Here is an 18,754-nt window from a genome sequence, read left to right on the forward strand (position 1 = left end):
GAGTCGGAGAACCGCGGCGACCGCTGGCTGCTCGGTCGTCCGGTCCGGGTGCCAGGACACACCATCTCCCTCGGACGAACCTCCGACCGCCGTCCGACCACCGTCCGACCACCCTCTGTTCGCCCTCTGTTCGCCCGCGGTCCGCACCGACGCCCCGGCACCGTCGCAGCTCCCGGACCTGCGTCTCTACTCGCCCCCGTACTCGCGGATGGTGATGCCGGAGAAGGTCGCGGTGCCGCCGTCGGAGAACAACGAGATGCCCGTGTCGCCCGTGTCGAAGTTCACCTGGTTCGAGAGGACCGTCGCGCCGTCGTCGACGAACACCTCCACGCTCTGCGTGTCCACGAGGATCCGCAGGTGCGAGGACCGTGTCGCAGGATCGACGGGAGCCGCGGCGCGGGTGTACGGCGAGAGCGCGAACCCGGCACGATCGGAGCGCGCGCGGTCGACGTAGAGGTCGCCACCGGCCTTGCCGATGTTCGTGGACCGAGTGGCGTCAGCGGAGCGTCCGACCGACACCCCGACGTTCGTGGCGTCGGACCACGTCACGTCGAGTTCGATCTCGTAGGCCCGCCCGTCGTAGGGCAGGACCGTGGATCCGTTGACCGACTGGTCAGCGATCGGGACGGTCCGGGTCGCCGCGCTCCGGAGCGCTGCGACGGGCTCGCTGATGAGCGCGTAGCCGCCAGCGGACCGACGGCGCAGCGTGATCTCGCGGACGATCGAGTTCTGACCGTTGTACCCGTCCGAGGCGTCGGTCGGGACCTGCCGGTCGGCGTACTTCCAGTTGTTCATCCAACCGATGCCGTAGCGCTTCGTGTCCGGCGCTTCGACCGCAGGCCAGGTGACGGCCGCGTACCAGTCCCAGCCCCAGTCGAGCCACTGCGGTGTGAGGTCGTCAGCGGTGAAGAAGGTGCCGTCCCACGAGCCGGTCCAGTAGGCGTAGGTGCAGGGCAGACCCACGTTGTAGGCGTCCATGCTGCCGGCCAGGACCCAGTGCGTCGTCCCGTCGTCGGCGGTGATCTGGAACAGGTCGGGGCACTCGATGCCTCCGAGGTCGTGGTCGGGGTAGTCGAAGTTCCGTTGCAGGGTCCAGTCGACGAGGTTCTTCGACGTGTAGAACGCGGCGTACCGCTGCCGCCCGATGACGCAGACCCATTCGCTGCGGGCGGCGTCCCAGGCGACCTTCGGGTCACGGAACCACTCGGCGTTCGAGACCTCTGCGTCGGTGGTCGCTGCGCGGCCGTCGGTGTTGACGATGACGGGATCCGGTCGGGCGGTGAAGGTGAAGCCGCCGTCGGTGGAGAAGAACAGGTACTGCTCCTGGTACTTCCGCACGCCCCCTGTCGGGCGGGTCGCGAGGGCGATGACGGCACCGGCACCGTAGCCGGCGGTGTCGTCGGTGTCGATCAGGGTGCACCCCGTCCACGTGGGCAGGTTGGTCTGCAGCGGGATGACCGTTCCCTCGAAGGTGAAGTCGACACCGTCGGTGGTGGAGACGTGGTCCCAGCCGCCGTCGCCGTTGTCCACGTCGGAGTGCAGGTAGTACAGCTGGTACGCGCCCCTGGTGAACACCGGACGCTGCGGATCGGACAGCCATCCGGCAGGCGGTGTCATGTGGTAACTGGCACGGAGCGAGGTGCCGGTCACTGCGGATGCTGCGGACGGAGCCCCGGGTCGGGACAGTGATGCGGCGCGTGCTGCTTCGCCTGGCGCGGTCGCGGCGAACAGTGCGAGCGCACTGATGCCTGCACCCTGGAGGAGTGCGCGTCGTCGGAATTCAGAGGTCATGGTCCACTCCGGTTCGAGGTCGGGATTGCGTCGGATCGTGCTCTTCGGGAGTCGCTCCCCGCACGGGGATCAGGTCGGTGGCACTCGGCAGATCGGCTCCCCGCCGGGCGACGGTGATCGCCGCGGCACGGGTGCAGACACGTCCGAGTTCCGTGAGGATCGGTTCGCCGAGCGAGTCGAGAACGGTGGCGTGGTCCCGCAGCTGCCAGACGAGCGTTGCCATGTAGGTGTCGCCCGCTCCGACGGTGTCGACGACGTCGACGCGTTCACCGGGGACCCGTACCCGCTCGGTCGCGGTCGCCAGGAGCGAGCCGGTGGCGCCCGTGGTGAGGACCGCGAGCTGGGCGCCGCAGCCGAGCACGCGATCGAGGACGGCGTCCTCGGACAGCCCCGGGTAGAGCCACGCACCGTCTTCGTCGGAGAGCTTCACGACGTTCGCCGTCGCTGCACGGTGCTCGAAGGTGAGTCGCTCGTCGGCAGCCGCGCCGAGGAGCGCGGGACGGATGTTCGGGTCGAACGAGACGACTCCCCCGGCCGCCGCGGTGCGTCGCGCGAGTTCCGACACCTTGCTCGCCCCGGGTTCGAGGAAGACGCCGATCGATCCGACGTGCAGCCAGCTCGGCGTGCGTGGCAGCTCCGGCAGGTCCCACTCGACGTCGAACTCGTACGTCGGCTGGCCGTCCGCGTCGAGCCGGACAGAGGCGGAGGACGTCCGGCTGGCTCGGAACGTCCCGTCGACGAGTCGGACGCCGGAGGCCCGGAGGTGATCGGCGATGCGGTGTCCTCGGACGTCGTCCCCGAGCCACGTCGCGAACTCGACCGGTGCACCGAGCCTCCCCAACCCGAGTGCCACGTTCGCCGGGCTCCCACCGGGTACCTCACGCTGTGATCCGTCGTGCACGACGTCGACCAACGACTCGCCGGCAACGGTGATCAGGGGCCGGGTCATCTCGGACCCGCCACCGTCACAGCGCTCCGCAGGTCCCAGACCGACGCCTCGGGAGGAGCTTCCACAGTCCAGGGTGGTGCCTGCTCGGGGTAGACGCGCGTCGTGACGGATCGGCCGGCGCTGGTGAAGACCTCGACGACGGACCCGTCCACGAACACCCGCACCGCCGGCAGCTCGCTCCGCGGTCCGAACGGCGCCCGGACCACGGCAGGGCTCGTGTCCGCGCGAGTGTCCCCACTGGCACGACTCCGATCGACGGTGAGGGTGTCGGCCTCCAGGTCGACACGGACGTCGAGGTACTCGGCCTCCGAGAACCGGAGACGGACGACGCCGGTGACCGGGGTCGGGAGCACGATCTCCACCTGCGCGCCGATCGTCGCCCCGTGGCCCGGACGCGACGTGCCTGCTCGCAGTGACTCCACCGCGGGGTGCGGTGCACTCGCGAGTCGTCCGTCGGTGAGCCACACCCTCCTGGGCAGGGAGACGGCACCGGACCAGCCCGCCTGCGCGGTCGCCTCCAGAGGACGACCTTCCGTGACCCACCCGAAGAGCACCGCACCCCACGACCCGGTCCGCATCACGGACGGCGCGTAGAAGTGCTGCCCGTGGTCGACCCGGTCGGGGTGCAGCGTGCCGGTCAACGGGACCGCGATGACCTCGCCCGGTCCGTCCTCGTGTGACCAGGACGCCATGAGGGCGACGTCGGTGCCGTCGACCGTGAGGATCTGCGGGCACTCCCAGCCTGCGCCGGTGTCGATGCCCTCGACCGTGGCACGGGTCATCGCGACCAGGTCGCCGGCGGACGCCCAGGTGACGCCGTCGGCGGATCGGTAGTGACGGACCGCCGCGGTCTGGTTCGCAGCCGCTGCTCCGACAACCATCGACCAGCCGTCCTCGTCCTGCCAGACGAACGGGTCGCGGAACATCGTGATCCCCTCGTCGGCCGCCGGGTCTGCCACGACCTGGACGGGTGGACCGAAGCTGGTGCCGCCGTCGGAGGACTCGGCGAGGAGCACCGACTGGAACGGGCTGTGGTCGACCTTGCCGGAGTAGTACGCGCGGACGACGTCGTCGTGGAGCACCGTGTTGCCCGACCACGCGCCCCCGGAGTCCGCGCCCCCGGGGACGGGGACGATCGCGGGCCGGTGCAGGCTCCAGTGCACCAGGTCCTCGCTGGTGGCGTGTCCCCACTCGACCGGGATCTCGAGGTCGACGAGCGGCCTCGACTGGAAGTACAGGTGCGCCCGTCCGCCGATGTCGATCGGTCCGTTCGGGTCGTTGAGGTAGCCACGGGGCAGCCGGACGTGGAACTGCGGGAGGTGGTGGTCGGTCATCGGGAGGATCCAGCCGTGACGCCCTCGATGAAGTACCGCTGGGCGAAGACGAAGAGCAGGACACTCGGGATCATCGTCAGCACCACGCCCGCGAGGACGACCGAGATGGACCCGGTCCCGAGGTTGCCCTGCAGACCGACCAACCCCAGCGGCAGGGTGAACCTGTCCTGCTGGTTGAGGAAGATCAACGGCCGGTAGTACTCGGCCCAGAAGCCGGAGAAGTTCAGGATCGCGAGCGTCGCGATCGCGGGGCTGGCCATCCTGGAGTAGACGTGCCAGAACACGCCGAACTGGCTGGCACCGTCGATGCGCGCTGCTTCGCCGAGCTCCTTGGGCATCTGCATGAAGTACTGCCGCATCAGGAACGTGCCGAACGCGCTCCCGAGGGCGGGGACGATCAGGGACGCGATCGACCCCGTCAGCCCGATGTCCTTGAGGATGACGAAGACCGGGATGATGATCGTCTGGATCGGGACCATCATCGTGGCGAGGAAGATCCCGAAGACGGTGTTCTTCCCCGGGAAGCTGATCATGGCGAACGCGTAGCCGGACAGGGTGCAGGTGACGGTCTGGCCGACGACGATCAACAGTGTGACGACGACGCTGTTGAGGAAGAACTGGCCGATCGGGATCTGGTCGAAGACGGCCGCGTAGTTGCTGAAGTCCCACGACAGCGGGAGCCACTGCGGCGGGTTGTCGAAGGACTCAGCCGGCGTTCGGAGGGACGTCGTGAGCGTCCACAGCAGCGGCCCGAGGGCGAACACGGCAGCGACGATCAGGATGACCAGGCCGACGATGCTCCCGACGGTGGCGACCGGACGTCGCCGGCGCACGATGTGGTCGATGCTCGGTTGTGCCACGGTTTCCGGGCTGTGCAGTGGATCGAACGTCTGTGTGGTCGTCATTGGTAGAACACCAGCTTTCGTGCGGCGATGAACTGGACGGCGGTGATGATCCCGATGATGACCAGCAGCAGGATCGCGATGGCGGAGGCGAATCCGAACTGCAGGTTCTGGAACCCGGCCTGGTACATCGAGATGGTGGCCGTCGTCGTCGCTGTACCGGGCCCGCCCTTGGTCATGATGAACGGTTGGTCGAACAGCTGCATGGCGTTGATCATCGCGATGACGGTCGCGAACAGGATCGTCGGGCTGATCAGGGGGATCTTGATCTGGAAGAGTGTCCGCCACGGGCCGGCGCCGTCGATCGAGGCGGCTTCCTGGACGTCCACCGGGACCGCCAGCAGCGCGGCGACGAACAACACGAACGTGAAGCCGACCTGTTGCCAGACCACGACCATCACGATCGTGACCTTGGCCCAGAACGGGTCGTTCAGCCAGTGCGCCCCGGGGAGGCCGATCTCGTTGAGGTAGTAGTTGATGAGGCCGAACTTCGTGTCGAAGATGTAGCCCATGAAGATCGACACGGCTGCTGTGGACGCCAGCAGCGGCAGGTAGAACGCGGTGCGGAAGAACACACGGGTGGTGTTGCGCTTCCGGTTGTTCGCCAGCACCGCCAGCAGCAAGCCGAGCGAGATCTGCAGGACGACGATGGCGAGAGCGAGTCCGATGGTGACCCCGAAGGACGCCAGGACCGGCCCGTCGGTGAACAGTCGGACGTAGTTGTCCAGGCCGACCCACTCGGGACTGCTGATCACGTCCCACGAGGTGAACGACAGGCCGAGTGAGGCGAGGATCGGGACGAGGGTGAACACGGCGACGAACACCACCGCGAGCCCGATCATGAGGAAGCCGAACGTGGACTCACGCCGACGGGCACGTTTCGCCGCCGGCCGGCGGGCTGCGACCTCGGCCGCGCGCTGGGTGCGTCGTTCTGTCGTTGCGGTCATCACGATGCCTGCGCTGCGGCCTGCTCGATGTCAGCCTGTAGACCGTCGAGCGCCTTCTTCGCGTTCCCCGACGAGATGGCCTGCGTGGTCCGCTGGTTGAGGGCCGTCGCGAGGGCGTTGTAGTACGGCGGTGCGGAGATGGGCACCGAGTTGTCGAGCTGGTCGTAGAACACCGACCAGTGCTCCGGCCCCGTCGTGGAGTACCGCTCCGCGGTCATCAGCGACTTCTGCGCGGGTGTGGTCACGTTGCCCGGCCACAGCGCGTCGAAGCTCTCCGGCTGCACCATGAGCTTGATGACCTCGAACGCGAGGTCCTTCTGCTTCGACGAGTTGAAGATGCCGTACCCACCGGCGCCGAAGAGCGACTTGTTGCTCTTCCAGGTCGGGAACTCGACGACGTCGAAGCTGCCGTTCCGCATCCCTGCGTTGTGGAGACCGCCGGCCCAGAAGCCGCCGCCGATCGTCATGCCGATCCGGCCGGAGGACATCAGGCCCTGGAGGGTGGCACCACCGCCGACGTCCGGCGAAGGGGACGCGCCGGACTTCTGCAGCTCGATGACGTACTCGAGTGCTTCGACCGCTGCGTCGGAGTTGGCGGTCGGGTCACCCCACTTCCAGCCGCCCTTGCGACCGGTGACGCCGAGCGGGTTGTCGGCGAACGCCTTGCTCTTCCACAACCAGTCGCCACCGGAGTACTTGCCCTCCTGCAGCAGGTTGCCGTCGTTGGCGTACAGGAACGAGGTCCAGCTGCCCCAGAGGCGCACGACCCAGTCGAACGCGTACGTGCCGGAACCGATCTTCGCGAGCCGTTCTGCGGAGGAGTGGAAGTCGTCCATCGACCAGTCGGCCGCGGGGCGCGCGAGGCCGGCCTTGTCGAAGAGTTCGGTCGAGTAGAACATGCTGCCCGCGTTGAAACTGTCGGGGAGCGTGTAGAGGTGGCCCTGGTACATCGTCGACTCGATCAGCGCCGGATGGGCACCGCTGAAGTACGCGTGCAGATCCGACAGGTTCTTCGTGACGAGGTCGTCGAGCGGGGCGAGCAGGTTCTTCGACGCCAGGAGCTGCTGGCCTTCGGTCGCCACGCTGACGATGTCCGGGACGTCGCCCGACGCGACCTGCGTCAGCACCTTGGCGAGGAAGTCGTTCCAGTCCGTGCCGTTGATCGCCGTGACCTCGAGACTCGCCTTCTTGTCCAGTTGCTTGATCTTCGGCTCGATCGCCTTCTGCAGCGCTGTGGCGGCGCTCTGCTCCCCGAAGTAGAGCATCTTCACCGTCCCCGTGTCGCTGCCTCCGCCAGCCGTCGAGCACGCCGCCAACGACCCGATGCCGGCCAGCGCGAGCCCGGCCCCACCGAACTTGAACAGCGTGCGCCGGTTGATGGGAGTGCTGAATCCATTCGTCACGGTCGCTCCTCTCTGAGCGATGATGACCCCGCTCCACGCCGGGCCAATACGTATTTGTGAGGCGATCGTACACAGCGGGCACCGGGGAGGCAATACGTATTTGCTTCTGGCATGATGAGCGGGACGAAGGAGATCCGATGGCGAGCCGAGAACGCACAGCGCAGTCGCACCGCGTCACGATGAAGGACGTCGCACGCCGTGCAGGGGTGTCGCAGCCGACCGTGTCGTTCGTGCTCAACGACCGTCGGGACGTCTCGATCGCTGACGAGACCCGTGCCCGTGTGCTCCAGGCTGCGAAGGAACTGGACTTCCAACCGAACCGGGCTGCGCAGTCGTTGCGCTCGAACCGCTCGTACACGGTCGGCGTCATCGCTGACCGGCTCGTGTCCCAGCCGTACGCCGGGCACATCGTGCTCGGTGTGCAGCAGGCGGTGCAGGAGGCCGGGTACGTCTGCTTCGTGGTCGAGACCGCCCAGACCACCGACGGCGGCAAGGCAGCGGTCGAGAACCTCGTCCGGCAGGGTGTCGCCGGCCTCGTCTACGCGGCGCCCGGACCGGAGTACGTCACCCCGGTCGCAGGGCTCGACCGTGTGCCCACCGTGTTCGTCAACTGCTTCCCGCCCGGCGACACCGACGCCGTGACCGTCCTGGCCGACGAGTTCCAAGGCGGCCGTGACGTCGCCGCCGCGGTCTTCGCCGCCGGCCACACCAGGGTCGCGTTCCTCGGAGGCCCCGAGGACGACTACGCCTGCCAGGAGCGCAAGCGTGGCCTCGAGCGCGCCGCCGCGGATGCAGGGATCGCTCCGGACTCCATCCGCGTCGAGTTCGGGACCTTCCAGGTGGGTTCGGGCTACGACCTCGCGATGGAGGTCCTGACGACCGAGCGGCCGACCGGGATCATCTGCGGGAACGACCGCATGGCGGTCGGCGCACTGATGGCGGCGCAGTCGCTCGGCATGCGCTGTCCCGAGGACGTCAGCATCGTGGGGTTCGACGACCAGCCGGACCTCGCCGATCAGATGCACCCACCGTTGACCACCGTCGCGCTCCCCCACCAGCAGATGGGTTTCGACGCCGGAACCCTGCTGTTGGCGGAGACGGAGCAGCCCGGTCGGCACCTCGTGCCGTGCGGGTACGTCCCCCGGAGCTCACTCGCAGCTCCCCGACCCGAAGGAACCTGATTGGCCGCCACACCCAGCACCCACTTCCGGCCCCCGAACGGCTTCGTCGGGGACGTGATCCCGTTCGAGCACGACGGCACGGCGTGGCTGTTCTACCTGCTCGACGAGCGTCCGGGTGTCCCCCCGCTCGAGCGAGCGACCGGGATGCCGTGGGGAGCCGTGACCACGACCGACTTCGTCGGGTTCGAGAGCAAGGGCGTGGTCCTGCCTTCGGGCGGCGCCGATGCCGGCGACTTCGACTGCTACACCGGAAGCGTCGTGCAGGACGACTCCGGCACCCTGCACCTGTTCTACACCGGGCACAACCCGCGGATCACGACCGAGGTCGACGGCGTCACCAAGGATGCCCAGGTCGTCTGCCACGCGACGTCCTCGGGTGATCTCACGGACTGGACGAAGCACCCCGGATGGGATCTCCCCGCACTCGCCGGGTACTCGCCCGAGGACTGGCGCGACCCCTTCGTGTTCCGTCCGTCTGCCGAGGGGCCGTGGCAGATGCTCCTGGCAGCGCGTCGACGCGACGAACCGTACCGACGATCCGGTCTGGTCGCGCGACTCGAGTCCGACGACCTCGTGACCTGGCGCGACGCGTCACCGCTCTGGGAACCCCACCGCTTCATCACCCAGGAGTGCCCCGACGTCTTCCAGTGGGGCGGATGGTGGTACCTCGTGTACTCGGAGTTCTCGGACGCGTTCTGCACGCGCTACCGCATCGCGACGTCCCCGGACGGGCCGTGGCTCGCTCCGGCGGACGACACCGTCGACGGGCGCGCGTTCTACGCCTCGAAGACGCTGGCGCTCGACGGCGAGCGGTACTTCGTCGGTTGGATCGCGTCGAAGGAGGGCGACCGCGACGACGGGGCCTGGCAGTGGGCCGGGACCATGGCCACCCTCCAGGCACACCAGCGGGTGGACGGGTCGTTGCGCTTCGACCTGCCCGAAGCCGTGAAGGCCGCGTACTCCGACGAGGTCGACGTGACCTCGGCCTTCCAACCGCGCAACGGCGCAGATCCGACGGTCGGTGCCGGCGCCGCCACGCGGTACGCGTCGTGGGTCGGTCCGGAACTCCCCACGGAGGCGCTGGTCAGCATGGACATCGACCTCGCGGCGGACACGAAGTCGCTCGGACTGCTCCTGCGCACCAGCGACGACACCGAGGACGGCTACGCACTGCGTCTCGAACCCGATCGGAACCGGCTCGTCCTGGACCGGTGGCCGCGCGGCAGCACCGGCACCGAGCAGTGGCAGATCCTCGGTGACGTGCCGCACGCCGTGGAACTGGAACGTGCCGTGCAGCTCGCCCCGGGCACGCACCGGGTCGACGTCCACCTCGACGGCGACGTCTGCGTGGCCGTGGTGGACGGCAGCGTCGCTCTGAGCACGCGGCTCTACGACCGGCCCGCCGGTCGGGTGGGGCTGTTCGTGCAGGACGGCGCCTTCACCCTCGAGCGGTTGACGATCCGGACGCGCTGACCCCGGCACGAGCACCGGAGCGCGCACCAGCACCGGAACCAGCGGGCACCGGCACCAGCACCAGCACCAGCACCAGCACGGGCCGTCAGCGCAGGATGCCGAGCGCCCGGGCCTCGGACACCGCGGCGGTGCGGGAACCGACGCCGAGCTTGGAGAACACGTGCACCAGGTGTGACTTCACGGTGGCGTCGGTGATGTGCAGGCGTGCCGCAACATCGACGTTCGAGGCGCCCTCGGCGACGAGCCCGAGGACCTCGATCTCGCGAGCGGACAGGCTGACCCTTGGCGCACGCATCCGTGCCATCAGGCGGCTCGCGACCGCCGGTGCGAGGGCGCTCTCACCGGCGGCTGCGGCGCGGATCGCGGCGAGCAACTCGTCGGGTGGCGTGTCCTTGAGCAGGTACCCGCTGGCCCCCGCTTCGACGGCGCCCAGGATGTCGCCGTCGCTGTCGTAGTTGGTGAGGACCAGGACGTACGGCGCGGCGTCGGTCGACCGGATCTGCCGGGTGGCGTCGGCACCGGTGCGGTCCTGCCCGAACTGCAGGTCCATGAGCACGAGGTCCGGGTCCACGGACGCCACGAGGGCGGCGGCTTCGTCGGGGGTCGCGGCCTCCCCGACGACGTCGATGTCGACGGCCCCGTCGAGGAGTGCGCGCAGGCCGGCGCGGACGACGGGGTGGTCATCGGCGATGAGGAGTCGGATCACGGCTCACCGACCTCCACGGTCGCGGTGATGGTGGTGCCGTGCCCGGGTGCGCTGTCGATGGTGAGACGGCCACCGAGCTGGTCGACGCGTTCACCCATCGCGCGGAGCCCGAACGCGTCGGACGTGCCGGAGCGGGTGCCGGTGTGGTCGGGGTCGAACCCGGTGCCGTCGTCCTGCACCCGCAGGGACGCGTGCGTCGCGGTGACGTCGAGGGTGATGTCGACGGTCGTGGCGCCGGCGTGCTGGGCGACGTTCGCCACGGCACCCTGGGCGATGCGCAGCAGAGCGGTCTGCACGTCCATCGTCAACTCCGACGATTCGGGTGCTGCGGTCACGGTGATGCCGAGTCCCTCGCGGTGCCACTGGTCGCTGAGGCGGCGCAGCGCCGCGGGGAGTCCCGCGTCGAGGGACGGCGGTGCGAGCTCCCGGATGAACCGCCGGGTGTCTGCGAGACCGTCGGCCGCGGTGGCGCGTGCGAGGCGGATGTGCTCGATGCCCGGGCGGTCGCTGTCGGCTGCTTCGGCGGCGTGGAGGAGCATCTGGATGCTCGAGAGGTCCTGCGCGACGGTGTCGTGGATCTCGCGTGCCAGGCGGGCGCGTTCGGTGAGGACACCCTGCTGCCGTTCGGTCGCGGCGAGTCGGTCGCGGGTGGCGAGCAGTTCCGCCAGGAGTGCCTCCCGCTCGACGGACTCACGGGCGAGCGCGCGGTAGCCGAGGCCGATGAGCAACGCGACCCCGGCACCGACGAGGGGGCCGATCACCCCGCCCACGGTGAATCCGCCGTGCAGGCCCAGGGCGAGGACCGCGATCAGGGTGGCTGCGACCACTGCGGCCGGCCCGACGATCCTTGGCAGGACGTGCAGGTAGAGGAAGAACAGCGGGAACACCAGGTACGCCGCTTCCGGCACCAGGACGAGCAAGGCCACCCACACGGCGGTCAAGGCGGTGATCCAAGCCGCACCCACCACGGCTCGGCGTGTCTCCGGCGCGGCGGCGACACCGGCACCGAGCAGGTAGAGGACCGCGAACCCGACCACCAGGGCGATCGCCGCCCACATGGTCGGGTCGCGGACGACGAGGACGCGGACGACCACGAGCGCCACGAGCGCGGCGAACAGCACGTGCAGTCCGGTGCGGAGCCCGACGAACACGGGCGTGAGGGTGCTGTGTGCCATGTCCGTTGCAGCGTACGGCGGCCACGGCCCACCTGGCATCAACCAGAAGTCGGACGAGAGCAGTCAACCTCCCGGCGATGGCACCGCGACCGGCGACGGCGAGGCTCGTCTGGACGGCGGGGAGCGTCCCTGCTGTCGGGAAGGAACCATCGTGTTCGTCGCTTGGCGTGACCTCCGAGCCGCCCGTGGCAGGTTCGTGCTGATCGGGTCCGTGGTGTCGTTGATCACCCTGCTCGTCGGTTTCCTCGCCGGTCTGACCGGAGGGCTCGGCGCACAGGACGTGTCCGCGGTCCTCGGCCTCCCCGGGAACCGCCTCGTCCTGCAGGAGCCCTCGACCGGACAGCCGTCGTTCTCGCAGTCGACGATCGACGCCGCGACGGTCTCCGCGTGGCGGCAGTCCTCGGGCGTCGAGCACGTCACGCCGATCGGGATCGCACAGGGGCGGGCCGAAGCGCACGCCGAGACCGCACCAGCGGTGGCCGTCGCCCTGTTCGGCGTGCCGCGGGGAGCCCCCGCGTCGACGGTCACCGACCTGGCTCCGCGGTCCGACGACACGGTGGGCCTGTCCGCCGGCGCAGCGAAGGACCTCGACGTCGCCGTCGGGGACGCCGTCACGATCGCCGCAAGGACCTACCGGGTCGCCACCGTCGGCGGAGACGCCTGGTACAGCCACACCCCCGTCGTCGCGCTCTCCCCGACGGCGTGGGCGTCGACCGACCGGCGCCTCGGCGGGGACGGCGAAGCGACCGTGCTCGCCGTCTCCGGTGCGCCGGACTGGGGCAGCACGGCGGACCGCACGCACACCGTCGCCGCGTCGCCGCTCGCCAGCCTCACCGCGCTCGACACGTTCAAGTCGGAGGTCGGGTCGCTCGGACTCATGATCGTGATGCTCTTCGGAGTCTCCGCACTCGTCGTCGGGGCGTTCTTCACCGTGTGGACGCTGCAGCGTGCCGACGACATCGCCGTCCTGAAGGCCCTCGGGGCCTCCGACGCGTCGCTCGTCGGCGATGCCCTCGGCCAGGCACTCGTCGTCCTGGCCGTGGGCGTCGGGGTCGGGATCGGTCTCGTGTCGGTCCTGGGGACGCTCGCGAACGATGTCCTGCCGTTCCTGCTCAGCCCGCTCACCACCCTGCTGCCGGCCGCCGTGATGGTCGTCCTCGGCCTCGCCGGTGCCGCTGTCGCACTCCGCACCGTCACCAAGGCCGACCCCCTCACCGCACTCGGGAGCAACCGATGATCACCCTCGACGACGTCACCCTCACCTTCCCCGACGGCGACTCCCGCATCACGGCGGTGGACCGCGTGTCCCTGACCGCTCCGAACGGCGTGGTCACGGGCATCACCGGGCCCTCCGGCTCCGGGAAGTCCTCGCTCCTCGCCGTCGCTGCGACCCTGATCCGCCCGGACTCCGGGCACGTGTGGATCGACGACGTCGACGCAGCGACCCTGAGCCGGAACGAGGCGACGACGCTCCGCCGCGACCAGGTCGGCATCGTGTTCCAGCAGTCGAACCTCATCGAGTCGCTCACCGCGCGGGAACAGCTGCTCGTCATGGCGGAGCTCGGTGGCGGCCGCCGAGACCGGACCGCGGTGCACACCCGTGCCGATGCGCTGCTGGCAGCGGTCGGTCTCGCCGAGCACCGCGGCAAACGTCCCGCGCAGCTCTCCGGTGGCCAGCGGCAACGGGTCGCCATCGCCCGCGCCCTGGTGAACACCCCGTCCGTCCTGCTGGTCGACGAACCCACCAGCGCACTCGACCAGGAGCGGGGCGCCGAGATCATGGCGCTGATCGCGCGTCTCACGCACGAGCAGGGCACGGCGACGATGCTCGTCACGCACGACCTCGTCCACCGCGACGCGCTCGACCGCCTGGTCACCGTCGTCGACGGCCGCCTGACCGATGCCTGAGCGTTCGTCCCCCGAAATTCCCAACTGTGACGTATTCGAGACCTCGAGGCGCGCAAAGGGTGCCGATCTTCCACTGGTTTATCTCATGAGCGTGTTAGCGTGGCGCACATGACCGACACCACCACCGTCGTCTCGCCGGCATCTCCGGCGACCGCAGCACCCCTCCGTGAGGTCGGCGCCCTGATCCGGGGCGCCCGCAAGGGCCGCAGCATGACGCAGGCCCAGCTCGCCGAACGCGTCGGCACCAGCCAGAGCGCGATCAACCGCATCGAGCAGGGTGGGCAGAACCTGTCCCTCGAGATGCTCACCCGCATCAGCGACGCCCTCGACCAGCAGATCGTCTCGATCGGCGGCGCTCCGCAGCGTGCCCACCTTCGGGTGCAGGGCGGCCGGAAGCTCAGTGGCTCCATCGCGGTGAACTCGAGCAAGAACGCCGCCGTGGCACTGCTCTGCGCCTCGCTGCTGAACCGCGGCGTGACCCGTCTGCACAAGGTCGCCCGGATCGTCGAGGTCGACCGCATCATCGACGTGCTCCGCAGCCTCGGCGCGAGCGTCACGTGGTCCGAGGACGGTGAGACCCTCGAGATCGTCGCCCCCGAGGACCTGCGCCTCGACGCGATCGACGCCGACGCCGCCCGTCGCACCCGCAGCGTGCTCATGTTCCTCGGCCCGCTCAGCGGCCGGTTCGAGTCCTTCCGCCTGCCCTACGCCGGCGGTTGTGACCTCGGCACCCGCACGGTCGAGCCGCACCTCATCGCGCTGCGTCCGTTCGGCGTCGACGTCGAAGCGACGTCCGGCTGGTACGAGGTCGACGTCGCCAACCAGGCCGTCCCCACCAAGTCGGTCGTGCTGACCGAGCGCGGCGACACCGTGACCGAGAACGCGATCCTCGCCGCCGCCGCCCGCGACGGTGAGACCGTCATCCGGAACGCCAGCCCCAACTACATGGTGCAGGACCTCTGCTTCTTCCTCGCGCTGCTCGGGGTGCAGATCGAGGGCATCGGCACCACCACGCTCCGCATCACGGGCAAGAGCCGCATCGACGAGGTCGTGGACTACTGGCCGAGCGAGGACCCGGTCGAGGCCATGAGCCTGCTGACCGCCGGCATCGTCACCGCCTCGACCCTCACCGTGACCCGGGCGCCGATCGAGTTCCTCGAGATCGAGCTCGCGACCCTGGCCGAGATGGGCCTGCGCTTCGACGTCACCGAGGAGTACGCCGCCGCCAACGGTCGCACCCGCCTCGTCGACATCACGGTCCACCCGTCCGAACTGCACGCGCCGATCGACAAGATCCACGCGATGCCGTTCCCGGGCCTGAACATCGACAACCTGCCCTTCTTCGTCGTGATCGCGGCCATGGCCGAGGGCACCACGCTCGTGCACGACTGGGTGTACGAGGGCCGGGCGATCCACCTGCTCGACCTCACCCGCCTGGGCGCCAGCGTCACCCTGCGTGACCCGCACCGCCTCGACGTGACCGGTCCGACGCACTTCTCCGGCGCCGAGATCAGCTGCCCGCCGGCACTGCGGCCCGCCGTCGTGATCCTGCTGGCGATGCTCGCGGCCAAGGGTGAGAGCGTCCTGCGCAACGTGGGCATCATCGCCCGTGGCTACGAGCAGCTGCAGGAGCGCCTCAACTCGCTCGGTGCGTCCATCGAGACGTTCCACGACTGACGCGGGCCCCCGCAAGACACCGGTGTTCGCCGGTCGAACACGCGCAGAACGCGGTTCGGCACGCGAACACCGGTGTTTTGCGAGCCCGACCTGACGCGCCGTCCCCGCAAGTGGGGACGGGCCGTCACCCGTCTGACGGGGTCCCCACGGGCCTCCAGGCCGATGCCCAGGAACGCTCCATGTGCCGCCCAGCCCGGACGGGCTGGATGGGCAGATGGCCACGAGATCGCTCCTGACCGTCCCCCTGCTCATCACCGTCGCGGCCGCCGCGGCGGCCTGGCTCGTGCTCGGCCCCGCCGCAGCGCTCGCCTTCGTCGCCCTCGCGTTCCTCGAGATCGCGATGGCTGCGGACTCGTCCGTGCCGATGGCCGGCATCGCCGGACGCCTGCACTCCCCCGCCCGCCGGCTGTTCCTGTCACTCGGGATCGTCGCGGGCGTGCTCGCGATGCGGCTGCTGCTGCCGCCGGCCGCCGTCGCGGTCGGTGACGCGACCGACCCGGCGAGCTCCGTCGAGGAGGCCGTCTTCGCACCCGGCTCGTTCTCCGCGCACCTGGCCGAGGTGCGTCCCGCCCTGGCCGCCTTCGGCGCCGCGTTCATCTGGCAGGTCTTCGCCGAGTACCTGTTCAACACCGACCGCGCGTCCCGCAGGTCGTGGCTGGGCAGCCTGGAGGCGCGACTCGCCTCCGTCGCGCGACCGCGCGTCTGGTCGCTGGTCACCGCCACGACGGGGGTCGTCGTCACGTCCGTCCTCGTCGGGTCGCGTGCCGGGTGGGCGCCCGGTGTGCTGCTGCCGGTCGCGATCGGCGGGGCTGCCGGGATCGCCGCGTACCTCGTGTCGAAGTGGACCGCGACGTGGGCGCTGCGCCCCGGGTCCGGGGGTGGCCCGTCGGACACGGAGTCGATCGGGATCGGCCGCGGTGCCTGGCGGATCCACCTGTACGCGTCGACCGTCGTGTTCGAGCGGGGGCTCGTGGTGTTCATGCTCTTCGAGATCCTCGACGGCGTGTACAGCCTGTCGGGGTCCGGGCCGCTCGGGTCGGACGGGCTCGGGGCGCTCGAGCAGGCCGCCGTCGCGGTCGGGGCGATCGGGGTCGGCGCGGTGTTCCTGGCCCGCCTGACCTCGCGGGTCGACCAGGCCGCGGGGCTGAAGCGGTTGCGGTACCTGAAGGCCGGGGCGGCGTACGTGCTCGGGGTGCTGTCGGTCCTGCTCTGGGCGAGCCTGCTCGTGCCGATCCCGGGCGTGGTCGTCGGGTGGTTCGGGACCGTCGTGATCGGGTCCGCGCTGGTGAGCAGCCTGCCGTGGCGCGCGTGGTGGCGACGGGTGGTGCGTCGGCCGCGGACGGTCTGACGCGGAAGCGGCTGGCTCTGAGCGCGTCGTCCCGTCCCGTCCCGGTGCGATCGGTACCGCGCAGCGGTGCGGCGCGTCGTTCGGCTGTTCTGGAAGGATCCACCGTGGATCGGCGTTGACTTGCGGGTCGGACGACGATCGGAGTGCACGTGCTGGGACCGGAACTGGTGGTCGTGCTCGGCCTCGCCATCGCGCTGACGGCGGCGGTCGCCGACCGGATCCGGATCGCGCCGCCCGTGCTGCTCCTGGTCTTCGGCGCACTGCTGGGGCTCGTCCCCGAGTTCGCGGACGTCGAGCTCCCCGCCGAGGCGGTCCTGCTGCTGTTCCTGCCGGCGCTGCTGTACTGGGAGAGCCTGACGACGTCGCTCCGCGAGATCCGGAAGAACCTGCGCGGCATCGTCCTGATGGGCACCCTGCTCGTCGTGGTCACCGCCGGTGCCGTCGCCACCCTGCTGCACCTGCTCGGCATGCCCTGGGGCCCCGCATGGGTGCTCGGCGCCGCGGTCGCGCCGACCGACGCGACCGCGGTCGGCGTGCTCACCAAGATGCTGCCGCGCCGGAACGTCACGGTGCTCCGCGCCGAGAGCCTGGTGAACGACGGCACGACGCTGGTGGTCTACGGCATCGCGGTGGCCGTCACCGTCGGCACGCAGGAACTCACGTTCTGGGGTGTTTCCGGCATGCTCGCGCTGTCGTACGTCGGCGGGGTCGCCGCCGGGCTCGCCGCCGCCTGGATCGGCACGATGGTGCTGCGCCGGGTCGACACCGTCGTGCTCGAGAACCTCGTCACCCTGCTCGTGCCGTTCGCGGCCTTCCTGGCCGCCGAGGCGATCGGCGCCTCCGGCGTGCTCGCCGTCGTCGCCGCGGGCATCGTCGTCAGCCAGGTCGGGCCGAAGCTCGACCGCGCCGAGACCCGGCAGCAGGTCCGGGCCTTCTGGTCGTTCCTGACCTTCCTGCTCAACGGGGCACTGTTCGTCCTGGTCGGCATCGAGGCGATGGTCGCCGCACGCGCGCTCGACCCCGCGGACCTGCTGCGCGGGACGGGGATCGTCTTCGCGGTCGCGGTGCTGCTGGTGATCGTGCGCTTCGCGTTCCTGAACGCTGCGGGTGGGACGATCTGGCTCGTCACCCGACGCACCGGCGGAGAACCCCGTGAGGGACACCGTGACCGGCTGGTCAGCGGCTTCGCCGGGTTCCGCGGCGCCGTGTCGCTCGCCATGGCCGTCGCCGTGCCGCGCACCCTCGAGTCCGGCGGGGGCTTCCCCGAGCGCGACCTCATCGTCTTCGTCACCGCGGGGGTGGTCATCGTCACGATCGTCGGGCAGGCCCTGGTGCTGCCGGCCGTCCTGCGCCGCGCCGCGCTGCCCGAGGACGAGTCGGTCAGCGACGAACGTCGCTACGCCGAACGCACCGCGATCGAGGAGGCCCTCGACGCACTCCCCCGCCTCGCACGGTCGACAGGCGCCGACCGTGCGACGGTCGCTCGTCTGCGGAAGGACTACGAGGCCCACCTCGACGTGATCGAGGCCCGCGAGGGGGACGACGACGACCACCCCGCACTCCAGCGGCACGACAACGCGGTCGCCCTCGAGCTCGCACTGGTGCAGCACAAGGCGAAGACCCTGCTGCGCCTGCGCGACGCCGACGAGATCGACGACCTGGTGCTGCGGCAGGTGCGCGCCGGGTACGACGCGGAGGAGGCGCGGTTGGACGGCATCGAGTCGGTGGCGTCACCGCCCACGTCGTCGTAGGGCGCCCTCCCGGGCACACCTGGTCGAAGCCGGCGTACCCGGTCTGTTGTGCTCACCAGGGACGCCCGTTTCCGGTTCCCGTCGCAGCGGGAACGCTAGCCTGGCCACAGTGATCCTCCGTCTCTCTCGGTGACCCACTGGTCGCCCAGCACCACCGGTTCGCCCCGCCGACGCGCGGGGGTGGTCTCGTGCGCCCGGACGGGGAACTC

15 protein-coding genes are annotated in these 18,754 nt (G+C 70.0%); 7 read left to right on the top strand and 8 right to left on the bottom strand.

Annotation, left to right across the window (positions count from 1 at the left end):
* Positions 1 to 186: 186 nt before the first annotated feature.
* From QRN30_RS15715 to QRN30_RS15740, 6 genes are read right to left on the bottom strand one after another with little or no spacing between them, the layout of a single operon-like run.
* Positions 187 to 1,791: a glycoside hydrolase family 32 protein gene (locus QRN30_RS15715; RefSeq protein WP_284761353.1), complete on the bottom strand. Its 1,605-nt coding sequence runs from the start codon at positions 1,789 to 1,791 to the stop codon at positions 187 to 189.
* The gene (locus QRN30_RS15720; RefSeq protein ID WP_274007301.1) at positions 1,781 to 2,740 is read right to left on the bottom strand and encodes a carbohydrate kinase family protein; all 960 of its coding nucleotides are present in this window, start codon (positions 2,738 to 2,740) and stop codon (positions 1,781 to 1,783) included. The genes QRN30_RS15715 and QRN30_RS15720 overlap by 11 nt, the downstream gene beginning before the upstream one ends.
* Complete coding sequence (locus QRN30_RS15725; protein WP_159556344.1) at positions 2,737 to 4,074, bottom strand: glycoside hydrolase family 32 protein; 1,338 nt, start codon at positions 4,072 to 4,074, stop codon at positions 2,737 to 2,739. The genes QRN30_RS15720 and QRN30_RS15725 overlap by 4 nt, the downstream gene beginning before the upstream one ends.
* Positions 4,071 to 4,979 (bottom strand): carbohydrate ABC transporter permease, encoded by a 909-nt coding sequence (locus tag QRN30_RS15730; protein ID WP_284761355.1) that lies wholly within the window; start codon positions 4,977 to 4,979, stop codon positions 4,071 to 4,073. Before QRN30_RS15730 ends, QRN30_RS15725 begins: the two co-directional genes overlap by 4 nt.
* Entirely contained in the window at positions 4,976 to 5,923 is a 948-nt protein-coding gene (locus QRN30_RS15735; RefSeq protein ID WP_017887448.1) for a carbohydrate ABC transporter permease, read from the bottom strand. The genes QRN30_RS15730 and QRN30_RS15735 overlap by 4 nt, the downstream gene beginning before the upstream one ends.
* The gene (locus QRN30_RS15740) at positions 5,923 to 7,326 is read right to left on the bottom strand and encodes an ABC transporter substrate-binding protein (RefSeq protein WP_017887449.1); all 1,404 of its coding nucleotides are present in this window, start codon (positions 7,324 to 7,326) and stop codon (positions 5,923 to 5,925) included. Before QRN30_RS15740 ends, QRN30_RS15735 begins: the two co-directional genes overlap by 1 nt.
* 137 nt (positions 7,327 to 7,463) lie before the next feature.
* Here QRN30_RS15740 and QRN30_RS15745 point away from each other — a divergent pair, with 137 nt between their 5' ends.
* Together QRN30_RS15745 and QRN30_RS15750 are read left to right on the top strand one after the other, a co-directional pair.
* The gene (locus QRN30_RS15745; RefSeq protein WP_017887450.1) at positions 7,464 to 8,507 is read left to right on the top strand and encodes a LacI family DNA-binding transcriptional regulator; all 1,044 of its coding nucleotides are present in this window, start codon (positions 7,464 to 7,466) and stop codon (positions 8,505 to 8,507) included.
* Complete coding sequence (locus QRN30_RS15750) at positions 8,508 to 9,980, top strand: glycoside hydrolase family protein (RefSeq protein WP_042537094.1); 1,473 nt, start codon at positions 8,508 to 8,510, stop codon at positions 9,978 to 9,980.
* Between the two features lie 85 nt (positions 9,981 to 10,065).
* Here QRN30_RS15750 and QRN30_RS15755 read toward each other — a convergent pair whose 3' ends face one another.
* Both QRN30_RS15755 and QRN30_RS15760 read right to left on the bottom strand, forming a co-directional pair.
* Entirely contained in the window at positions 10,066 to 10,686 is a 621-nt protein-coding gene (locus QRN30_RS15755; protein WP_042537093.1) for a response regulator, read from the bottom strand.
* Entirely contained in the window at positions 10,683 to 11,861 is a 1,179-nt protein-coding gene (locus tag QRN30_RS15760) for a sensor histidine kinase (protein WP_017887453.1), read from the bottom strand. The genes QRN30_RS15755 and QRN30_RS15760 overlap by 4 nt, the downstream gene beginning before the upstream one ends.
* A 151-nt stretch (positions 11,862 to 12,012) precedes the next feature.
* Here QRN30_RS15760 and QRN30_RS15765 point away from each other — a divergent pair, with 151 nt between their 5' ends.
* The 5 genes from QRN30_RS15765 to QRN30_RS15785 all read left to right on the top strand — a co-directional run bounded on the left by QRN30_RS15765 (position 12,013) and on the right by QRN30_RS15785 (position 18,545).
* Positions 12,013 to 13,098, top strand: a complete 1,086-nt coding sequence (locus QRN30_RS15765) for an FtsX-like permease family protein (protein WP_017887454.1) — start codon at positions 12,013 to 12,015, stop codon at positions 13,096 to 13,098.
* Complete coding sequence (locus QRN30_RS15770; protein WP_017887455.1) at positions 13,095 to 13,769, top strand: ABC transporter ATP-binding protein; 675 nt, start codon at positions 13,095 to 13,097, stop codon at positions 13,767 to 13,769. The genes QRN30_RS15765 and QRN30_RS15770 overlap by 4 nt, the downstream gene beginning before the upstream one ends.
* Positions 13,770 to 13,877: 108 nt before the next feature.
* Positions 13,878 to 15,446 carry a helix-turn-helix domain-containing protein gene (locus QRN30_RS15775; RefSeq protein WP_284761358.1) on the top strand — a complete coding sequence of 523 codons (1,569 nt, stop codon included), beginning with the start codon at positions 13,878 to 13,880 and terminating at the stop codon, positions 15,444 to 15,446.
* Between the two features lie 214 nt (positions 15,447 to 15,660).
* Positions 15,661 to 16,794, top strand: coding sequence for a DUF475 domain-containing protein (locus QRN30_RS15780; protein WP_284761359.1), 1,134 nt, complete (start codon positions 15,661 to 15,663; stop codon positions 16,792 to 16,794).
* 149 nt (positions 16,795 to 16,943) lie between these two features.
* Positions 16,944 to 18,545, top strand: a complete 1,602-nt coding sequence (locus QRN30_RS15785; RefSeq protein WP_262159858.1) for a Na+/H+ antiporter — start codon at positions 16,944 to 16,946, stop codon at positions 18,543 to 18,545.
* The last annotated feature ends 209 nt before the right edge of the window (positions 18,546 to 18,754 follow it).

It is taken from the genome of Curtobacterium sp. MEB011, from assembly GCF_030209655.1.
In the GTDB taxonomy this organism is placed as follows: Bacteria; Actinomycetota; Actinomycetes; order Actinomycetales; family Microbacteriaceae; genus Curtobacterium; species Curtobacterium poinsettiae.

What these genes read in the sequence shown, in the direction of transcription:
- QRN30_RS15725 (WP_159556344.1), bottom strand. Translation starts at nt 4,074, where the DNA reads ATGACCGACCACCACCTCCCGCAGTTCCACGTCCGGCTGCCCCGTGGC.
- QRN30_RS15720 (WP_274007301.1), bottom strand. Translation starts at nt 2,740, where the DNA reads ATGACCCGGCCCCTGATCACCGTTGCCGGCGAGTCGTTGGTCGACGTC.
- QRN30_RS15745 (WP_017887450.1), top strand. Translation starts at nt 7,464, where the DNA reads ATGGCGAGCCGAGAACGCACAGCGCAGTCGCACCGCGTCACGATGAAG.
- QRN30_RS15715 (WP_284761353.1), bottom strand. Translation starts at nt 1,791, where the DNA reads ATGACCTCTGAATTCCGACGACGCGCACTCCTCCAGGGTGCAGGCATC.
- QRN30_RS15735 (WP_017887448.1), bottom strand. Translation starts at nt 5,923, where the DNA reads ATGACCGCAACGACAGAACGACGCACCCAGCGCGCGGCCGAGGTCGCA.
- QRN30_RS15775 (WP_284761358.1), top strand. Translation starts at nt 13,878, where the DNA reads ATGACCGACACCACCACCGTCGTCTCGCCGGCATCTCCGGCGACCGCA.
- QRN30_RS15760 (WP_017887453.1), bottom strand. Translation starts at nt 11,861, where the DNA reads ATGGCACACAGCACCCTCACGCCCGTGTTCGTCGGGCTCCGCACCGGA.
- QRN30_RS15770 (WP_017887455.1), top strand. Translation starts at nt 13,095, where the DNA reads ATGATCACCCTCGACGACGTCACCCTCACCTTCCCCGACGGCGACTCC.
- QRN30_RS15780 (WP_284761359.1), top strand. Translation starts at nt 15,661, where the DNA reads ATGGCCACGAGATCGCTCCTGACCGTCCCCCTGCTCATCACCGTCGCG.
- QRN30_RS15730 (WP_284761355.1), bottom strand. Translation starts at nt 4,979, where the DNA reads ATGACGACCACACAGACGTTCGATCCACTGCACAGCCCGGAAACCGTG.